The organism is Nonomuraea aridisoli (assembly GCF_003236395.1).
Lineage (GTDB): Bacteria > Actinomycetota > Actinomycetes > Streptosporangiales > Streptosporangiaceae > Nonomuraea > Nonomuraea aridisoli.
On sequence record NZ_POUD01000356.1, the window covers coordinates 1 to 8,081 of the forward strand.

At 75.7% G+C, this 8,081-nt stretch carries 8 protein-coding genes; 5 read left to right on the forward strand and 3 right to left on the reverse strand.

The features are described from left to right. Positions 1-790 (forward strand): hypothetical protein (locus C1J01_RS50635; protein WP_181449297.1); only part of this gene is annotated, 790 nt, incomplete at its 5' end. Here C1J01_RS50635 and cobF read toward each other — a convergent pair. Next, positions 753-1,502: a precorrin-6A synthase (deacetylating) gene (cobF, locus tag C1J01_RS43615; protein ID WP_111184901.1), complete on the reverse strand. Its 750-nt coding sequence runs from the start codon at positions 1,500-1,502 to the stop codon at positions 753-755. The two genes, C1J01_RS50635 and cobF, sit on opposite strands and share 38 nt — an antisense overlap. An 80-nt stretch (positions 1,503-1,582) precedes the next feature. Here cobF and C1J01_RS52835 point away from each other — a divergent pair, with 80 nt between their 5' ends. From C1J01_RS52835 to C1J01_RS43630, 4 genes are read left to right on the forward strand one after another with little or no spacing between them, the layout of a single operon-like run. Next, positions 1,583-1,969 carry a pyridoxamine 5'-phosphate oxidase family protein gene (locus C1J01_RS52835; protein ID WP_235855057.1) on the forward strand — a complete coding sequence of 129 codons (387 nt, stop codon included), beginning with the start codon at positions 1,583-1,585 and terminating at the stop codon, positions 1,967-1,969. Beyond that, on the forward strand, positions 1,966-3,177 hold the full coding sequence (cbiE, locus tag C1J01_RS43620) for a precorrin-6y C5,15-methyltransferase (decarboxylating) subunit CbiE (RefSeq protein WP_235855058.1): 1,212 nt from the start codon (positions 1,966-1,968) through the stop codon (positions 3,175-3,177). The genes C1J01_RS52835 and cbiE overlap by 4 nt, the downstream gene beginning before the upstream one ends. After that, a complete protein-coding gene (gene cobM / locus C1J01_RS43625; protein ID WP_111184903.1) occupies positions 3,174-3,950 on the forward strand; it encodes a precorrin-4 C(11)-methyltransferase in 777 nt (258 codons plus the stop codon). Before cbiE ends, cobM begins: the two co-directional genes overlap by 4 nt. After that, the gene (locus tag C1J01_RS43630; RefSeq protein WP_220040411.1) at positions 3,935-4,675 is read left to right on the forward strand and encodes a cobalt-precorrin-6A reductase; all 741 of its coding nucleotides are present in this window, start codon (positions 3,935-3,937) and stop codon (positions 4,673-4,675) included. The genes cobM and C1J01_RS43630 overlap by 16 nt, the downstream gene beginning before the upstream one ends. Here the strand turns inward: C1J01_RS43630 and cobJ are convergent. Beyond that, positions 4,663-6,531, reverse strand: coding sequence for a precorrin-3B C(17)-methyltransferase (gene cobJ, locus C1J01_RS43635; RefSeq protein ID WP_181449298.1), 1,869 nt, complete (start codon positions 6,529-6,531; stop codon positions 4,663-4,665). The genes C1J01_RS43630 and cobJ overlap by 13 nt on opposite strands. Then, positions 6,528-7,967, reverse strand: coding sequence for a ferredoxin-like domain-containing protein (locus C1J01_RS51675; protein WP_220040412.1), 1,440 nt, complete (start codon positions 7,965-7,967; stop codon positions 6,528-6,530). The genes cobJ and C1J01_RS51675 overlap by 4 nt, the downstream gene beginning before the upstream one ends. Positions 7,968-8,081: the final 114 nt, after the last annotated feature.

An 8,081-nucleotide genomic window follows, 5' to 3' on the forward strand; every position in this document is an offset into this window, starting at 1 on the left:
GCCCTCCCGGGCGTGGGACGGGCGCGGCATGCACACCCCGTCGTACGTGCGAGCCGGCGCCGAGGAACGCGTCTACTACGCCGGCCGCTCCACCCGTGCGGTCACCGGCCGCGCCAGCCGCTACGCCATCGGCTGCCTGATCCGCACCCCCGTCGGCTGGCGGCGGCACGGCCCGCCCGTGCACACCGGCACCGCCGAGCGCCCCAGCGTCCTCGAACCCCTGGTGCGGCACGACGAGGGCCTGTGGCGGATGTGGTACCTGTCGGCCGTCGGCGAGGTCGGCCGGGGCGAGCTGCCCGACTACCGCATCGAGTACGTCGAGAGCGAGGACGGCCTGACCCGTTGGAGCACCCCCACGGTGCTGTTCACCACGGAGGACGGCTTCTTCGACAACGCCGTGCAGCGCGTGGGCGACCACTACGAGATGGTGGTCGCCCGCGGCACGAACCTGTTCGGCACCGCGGACTACCCGGCCCAGGGCCTGTGGTGGCTGCGCTCCGCGCGGCCCTCCGGCGACCGCCGCGACTGGACGGCCGAGCCCGTACGCCTGCTCGACACCGACGACGAACCTTCGCCGTGGTTCGCGATGGGCGGCTGCGGCCCGTCGTTCCACTACGGCGACACCGACGCCGACCGCGACACCCTCTACGTCTTCTTCACCGGCACGCACGCCCCCGTCGACCGGCTGCGCACCGTGGTGCGCCGGCGGCGCCTGCTCGTGCCGGCCCCGTTCTACCTGGCCACCGGCCGCATCACCCTTCCAGGCGGCGCAGCAGGTACGTGTCCATGATCCAGCCCTTGCGGGCGCGGGCCTCGGCGCGCACCTCGCGGATGCGCTCGCCGACCTCGGCCACCGGGCCGGCGATGAGGATCTCGTCGGGCGTGCCCAGGTAGGCGCCCCAGTGGATGTGGTGGTCGTCGAGGCCGGCGAACGAGCAGTGGGCGTCCAGCATGACCACCACGTCGTCGGCGGTCGGGCCGTCCTCGGCCAGGCGGCGGCCGGTGGTGAGGTGCACGGGCCGGCCGACCTGGGTCAGGCTCGTGCGGTGGCGGGCGGTCAGCGCGGCCACGCTGCTGATGCCGGGGACGACCTCGTGGTCGAAGGCGACGTTCCCGCGGGCGAGGATGTCCTCGACGATGGCGAGCGTGCTGTCGTACACGCCGGGGTCGCCCCACACCAGGAACGCGCCGGTCTGACCGTCGGCGAGCTCGTCGCGGATCAGCGCCTCGCACGCCCGCGCCCGGCGGGCGCGCCAGTCCTCCACGGCGGCGGCGTACGCGGGCGCGGCGCGGTCACGTTCCGGATCGCGCGCCTCGGCGATCCGGTACGGCGGCCGGCCGTGCTCGGCGATGAGGTCCAGCCGCAGCTGCACCAGATCGTGCTTGACCTCGCCCTTGTCCACGATGAAGAACACGTCCGTGGCCGCGATGGCCTTGACGGCCTGGAGGGTGAGATGGTCGGGATCGCCGGCGCCGATGCCGATGATGAGGAGACGCTTCACTCGTAAGAGTGTAGGGACGCATAAATCGCGCTAAAGCGGCAGATATACGATGTGCGTCGCGTATTTCCCCGAGGAGGACTGTGAACCTGGCCGAGCAGGGCGACGCCTTCGCCGCGTTCTGGCAGGAGCGGCACCTGTGCACGCTCTCCACCGCGCGCCCCGGCGGCCCGCCGCACGCGGTGCCGGTCGGCGCGACGCTGGACCTGGCTACCGCGACCGCCCGGGTGATCACCTCGGGGAGCTCCGTCAAGGCGCGGCTCATCGGCGGGTCCGGCGCGCCGGTCGCGCTCACCCAGGTGGACGGCCGCCGCTGGTCGACGCTGGAGGGCTGGGCGGTGGTGCGCACCGAGCCGGAGCAGGTGGCCGACGCCGAGCGCCGCTACGCGGCCCGCTACAAGCCGCCCCGGCCGAACCCGTCGCGGGTGGTCGTGGAGATCCGGGTGACGCGCGTGCTGGGCAACGTTTGATCACCGTCGTCGGGATCGGCGCGGACGGCTGGGACGGGCTCGCACCGGCCTCCCGGCGCGCGGTCGAGGCGGCCGACGTCCTCATGGGCGCGCCGCGGCAGCTCGACCTCGTGCCCCCGTCGCCCGCCGCCGAGCGGGTGGTCTGGCCGTCGCCGCTGCTGCCCGCGCTGCCCGACCTCCTGCGGCGCCACGCCGGCCGGGAGATCTGCGTGCTGGCCAGCGGCGACCCCATGTTTTGCGGCATCGGTTCGACGCTGGTCCGGCTCCTCGGCTCGTCCGAGGTCAGGGTGCTGCCGCACGTGTCGTCGCTCTCGCTGGCGTGCGCCCGGCTCGGCTGGCCGGTCGAGCAGGTGGACGTCGTCAGCCTCGTCGGCCGGCCCGCCGCCACGCTGAACGCGGCCGTCCTGCCGGGGCGGCGGCTCGTCGTGCTGGGGTCGGGGGTCGACTCTCCGTCCCTGGTAGCGGGGCTGGTCTCCGGGCTCGGGTACGGCCCCAGCCCGATGACCGTCCTGTGCGACCTGGGCGCGGCGTGCGAATCCGTCACGGCGGCGACCGCCGGCGCCTGGACGGGCCCGGCCCGCTCGGCGCTGAACGTGATCGCCGTCGAATGCGTCCCCGGGCCCGAGGCCGAGCCGCTCGCCCGCGTGCCCGGCCTGCCCGACGCTGCGTACGAGCACGACGGGCAGCTCACCAAGCGGGAGGTCCGCGCGGTCAGTCTCTCCCGCCTCGCGCCGCTGCCCGGCGAGCTGCTGTGGGACGTGGGCGCCGGGGCGGGCAGCATCGCCGTCGAATGGCTGCGTAGCCACCCGTCGTGCGCGGCCGTGGCGATCGAGAGCCACGCCGACCGCGCCGCCGCCATCGCCCGCAACGCCGACCGCCTCGGCGTGCCCGGGCTGCGCGTCGTCGAAGGCCGGGCGCCCGCCGCGCTGGCGGGCCTGCCGGCGCCGGACGCGGTGTTCGTCGGCGGCGGCGCGACCGTGCCCGGGCTGCTGGAGACCTGCTGGGACGCGCTGCGCCCGGGCGGCAGACTCGTGGTGAACGCCGTCACCCTGGAGTCGGAGGCCGTCGTCGCCGGGTGGTACGCCCGGCTCGGCGGCGACCTCGTCCGCCTGGCCGTGCAGCGGGCCTCGCCCGTCGGCTCGTTCACCGGCTGGCGGGCCGCGATGCCGGTGACCGTGTGGTCGGTCACCAGGAAGGACTCGCCGTGACCGTGTACTTCATCGGCGCGGGCCCCGGCGCCGCCGACCTGATCACCGTGCGCGGGTTGCGGCGGCTGGAGTCGTCGCCGGTCTGCCTGTACGCGGGGTCGCTGGTGCCCCGGGAGCTGCTCGGCTCCTGCCCGCCCGGGGCAAGGATGGTGGACACCGCGAACCTGACGCTCGACGAGATCGTGGCCGAGCTCGCCGCCGCCCACGCCGGCGGGCTCGACGTGGCGCGGTTGCACTCGGGCGACCCGTCGGTGTTCAGCGCGGTGGCCGAGCAGATGCGGCGGCTGGACGCGCTCGGGGTGCCGTACGAGATCGTGCCCGGGGTGCCGGCGTTCGCGGCGGCGGCGGCCTCGCTGGGGCGGGAGCTGACCGTGCCCGGCGTCGGGCAGACCGTCATCCTGACCCGCACGTCGGCGCGCGCCACCCCGATGCCGCCCGGCGAGGACCTGCGCACCCTCGGGGCGAGCCGGGCCACGATGGTGCTGCACCTCGCCGTGCAGCGGATCGACGCGGTGGTGGCCGAGCTGCTGCCGTCGTACGGCGCGGACTGCCCGGTGGCGGTGGTGGCCCGCGCCAGCCGCGCCGACGAGGTCGTCCTGCGGGGGACGCTGGCCACCATCGCGGAACAGGTCCACGAGGCCGGCGTCCGCCGGACCGCGGTGATCGTCGTCGGCCGGGTGCTCTCGGCCACCCAGTTCCCCGACAGCCACCTCTACAGCGCGGCACGGGACCGCGCCGGACACGGGCCGGAGCAGCCGTGCGACGCGTCCTGATCCTGGGCGGCACCGCCGAGGCGCGGGCGCTCGCCGCCGACCTGGCCGGCCGCGGCCTGCACGTGGTGTCGTCGCTGGCCGGGCGGGTGAGCAACCCACGGCTCCCGGTGGGGGAGGTCCGCGAGGGCGGCTTCGGCGGCCCGGACGGCCTCGCCCGCTGGCTGACCGGCGAACGCGTCGACGCGCTGGTGGACGCCACGCATCCGTTCGCGGCCCGGATGACGGCCTCGGCGGCGCGGGCGTCGGAGGCGACCGGTGTACCGCTGCTGGTCCTGCGCCGGCCCGGCTGGGAGGAGGGCCCCGGCGACCGCTGGCACCGGGTCCCGTCCCTGGAGGCGGCCGCCGACCGCCTGTCCCGCCGCCCCGGCGCGCGGGTGTTCCTCACCACCGGGCGGCGGAGCCTGCCGGTCTTCACCTCGATCCCCGGCGTGTGGCTGCTCGCGAGGTCGGTCGATCCTCCCGAGCCGCCGGTGCCGGACAACGTGCGCGTGCTGCTCGACCGAGGCCCGTACACCGTCGAGGGTGAACGGGCGCTCATCCGCGAGCACCGCCTGGACGTGCTGGTCACCAAGGACAGCGGCGGCCGGATGACCACGGCCAAGCTCGTCGCGGCCCGCGAACTCGGCCTGCCGGTCATCATGGTGAACCGGCCGCCCCTGCCCCAGGGCGTCCACCTGGTGGACACCGTCGAGGCGGCGGCGGCCTGGGCGGCTCAGGAGGGGTAGCGGCGGGGGGTGTAGACGGTGCCCTGGGAGGTGAGCCGGGTCGTCGAGGAGCCGATGATCAGCAGGCAGCGCATGTCCACCTGGGCCGGGTCCAGCTCGCCGAGCGTGGTGACGGTGACCGTCTCCTCCGGGCCGCCGACGTTCCGTCCGATCACCACCGGGGTGGCGGGGGCGCGGTGCCGCAGCAGGATGTCGCGGGCGGCGGGCAGCTGCCACGTACGGCTGCGCGAGGCCGGGTTGTACAGCGCCACCACCAGGTCCGCGCGGGCGGCGGCGTCCAGCCGGTCGGCCACCACCTCCCACGGCTTGAGCAGGTCCGACAGCGACAACACGCAGTAGTCGTGCCCCAGCGGCGCGCCCACCCGGCTGGCCACCGCCTGCGCGGCCGTCAGCCCGGGGACCACCCGCACCGGCACGTCCGGGAAGTCCGCGGCGACCTCCAGCACCGCGCTCGCCATGGCGAACACGCCCGGGTCCCCGGACGACACCACCGCCACCCGCGCGCCCGCGCGGGCCAGCTCCAGCGCGTGCCGGGCGCGCTCGGCCTCCACCCGGTTGTCGGTACGGTGCCGCCGCTGCCGCGGGTTGGGCGGCACCCGGTCCACGTACGGGCCGTAGCCGACGAGGTCGGTGGCCGCGGCCAGCGCCTCCTGCGCCTCCGGCGTCAGCCACGGCCGTCCCGCCGGGCCGAGCCCGACCACCACGACCTCACCGGCGGTGACGGCGGGCGCGGGCTCGGGCACGAACGTCCGCTCGGCCGGGCTGGCGAGCAGGGCCATCGAGAAGTACGGCACGCCGTCCGGGTCCACGTCCTTCAGCGGCGCGACCCGCTGGGCGTCCATGGTGGCGCGCTCGACGTACCACGCGTCGTCCAGCCGGCCGGCCTCCGCCAGGGCGTCGCGGACCTTGCCGAACGTCCGCCCCAGCTTGAGCACCGCCGCCGAGTCGGTGCCGGCCAGCTTCTCGGCCAGCACGTCGGCGGGCAGCGTGCCGGGCAGCACGGTGAGCACCTCGTCCCGCTCGACCAGCGGCCGGCCGAGCACGGCGGAGGCGCCGCTGACCGAGGTCACACCGGGCACCACCTCGGTCGGGTAGCGGTGGGCGAGCCGCTTGTGCATGTGCATGTACGAGCCGTAGAACAGCGGGTCGCCCTCGGCCAGCACGACCACGGTCCGGCCGGCGTCCAGATGGGCGGCCAGCCGTTCGGCGCAGTCGGCGTAGAAGTCGTCCAGCGCGCCCTGGTAGCCGCCCGGATGGTCGGTGGTCTCCGTGGTCAGCGGGTAGAGCAGCAGCTCCTCGATCTGGCCGTCCCGCATGTACGGCGCCGCGATCGAGCGGGCGATGCTGCGCCCGTGCCGGGCCGAGTGGTAGGCGATCACGTCGGCCTCGCCGATCAGCCGCGCCGTCTTGACGGTGACCAGCTCCAGCAGCCGGAACAGGGCCGTCGGGGCGTTGCCGACCGCGACGACCGCGCCGTCGAGGCGGTCGCGCCACAGTTCGAGCGCGGCGGCGCTGCGGGTGGTGCCGATCTTCGCGGCCAGGCCGGGCACGCTCGGATCGTTCAGCGTGCAGATCACCTCGTTGGCGGCGGGCAGGCGGCGCCGGGTGACGCCGGCGGCGACCATGTTCGCGTCGCACAACACGGGTGCGCCCGCGCGCAGCGCCTCCCTCGCGCGGACGACCACGTCCGGCGACCAGTCCAGGTCGGTCACGAGGTCGGTCATGCCGCAGGCGTGGATCATGCGTACCGCCACCTGCGCCACCTCGGGCGGCATCCCGTCGAGGTCGGCCTCGGCGCGGATCGTCGCGAACGAACGCCGGTAGATCTCGGCGCCGTCGCGGATGTAGTCGGTCAAGGGTGCCTTTCCTCGTATCCGTCGCCGGTGGCGACCATCTGCACGACCTGGCCGCGGGGGAGTCCGCAGCGGCGTTCGCAGCCCGCCCAGTGCACGGGCGTCGGCGGGGGAGCGTCCAGGGTGGCCACCCAGCGGCGCGCGTCCTCCTGGACGTCGGCCCGCGACTTGGCGCAGCCCGGACGTCCGGTGCAGGCGCTCACGCCGACCCAGGGGGAGGCCGCGTCGGTGACCAGCCCGGCCGCGCCGAGCGCCTCGGCCGCGCGGTCGGCCGCCTCGGGGGCCAGGTCCAGCAGGACCACGCTGCGCCACGGCGTCAACCGTACGGGCGCGCCCTGCGCGGCGATCGCCTCCGCCTGCGCGCTGCTGAGCCGCCCGAGCGGCACGACCACCTCGAGCGCCACCCGCCCGTCCCGCTGCCGCACGACCCCGGCCCGCGTCTTACCCGAGAACCGCAGCCCGCCGGGAGACGCGGGCGCGGCCGAGAGCACTTCCGTGGCCTGGGCCGCACCGGAGGACTGCACTGCGCTGGAGTGCTCGCGTGCGGTGGTGCGGGCCGGGGGTTGCGTCGCGGTCAGGCCGAGGCGGGCGGCGATCCGCGCGGCCCCGTCCGGGAGTTCGGCGAGCCGCCACGCGCCATGTTCACGCTGAACGGAACCCCCGTCCGAAGCGGCACGGCCAAGGACCGGGTCCGTGGCCACCTGTCCGGCATCCCCGTCACCAGCGGCCTGCCGGGTGTCCTCGTGTGGAGCGATCGCCCGCACATCCCCACTCTCCCGTCCGGGATTGGGGCCTGAGGTGGCTTGGCCGGCCTGGTGGGGGTTGCCGCCTGTGGTGGTCCGGTTCGGGAGGGGCTGGTCGGCGCGTTCGTCGAGGAAGGCTTCGGCGGCGGCGAGCATGAGGTCGGCGGCGGTGCGGGCGTCGGCGGGGAACGGCGTGTCGGCGCCGGCCAGGAGCAGGCCGCGGCCCGGAACGTACGTGACGTCGGCGTCGAGGCCGATGACGTCGCCCGTGCCGTCGTCCACGGCGAACAGGAAGCGGCCGGGGAGGCCGGCCAGGCGGGGGCGCGAGCACAGTGCGCGGTCCAGGGCCTCCACCAGCGGTTGCGGGTCGAGCAGGCCGCCGGGGCCGCGTCCGCCCAAGGGTGAGGCGACGATGTTGCGGACGCGCTCGTGGGCGGGCGAGGGCAGCAGGCCCGCCGCGGCCATCCGCTCGGCGAAGCCCTCGGGGGAGCGCAGGCCGCGCACCTGGACGTTCGCCCGCGAGGTCAGCTCGATCACGCCCGAGCCGAGCTCCTCCGCGCACGCCGCCAGCTCGCGGAGCTGCGCGGCCGACACCGCGCCACCGGGCACGCGGATTCGCGCGAGCGGCCCGTCCGCGGCCTCATGCACCTGCAGCGCCCCCGGGCACGCGTCAGGACGCTCACGCTCGGCGTGCACACGTCCAGGGCGAACCTGCAGCGGCCCTTGAGACCCGTCGTGGCGTTCCCGTTCGGGGCGGGGTGCTCGGTCGTGCGCCTGCAGCGGTTCTGGGGGGTCGGGGTGGTCGTGCGG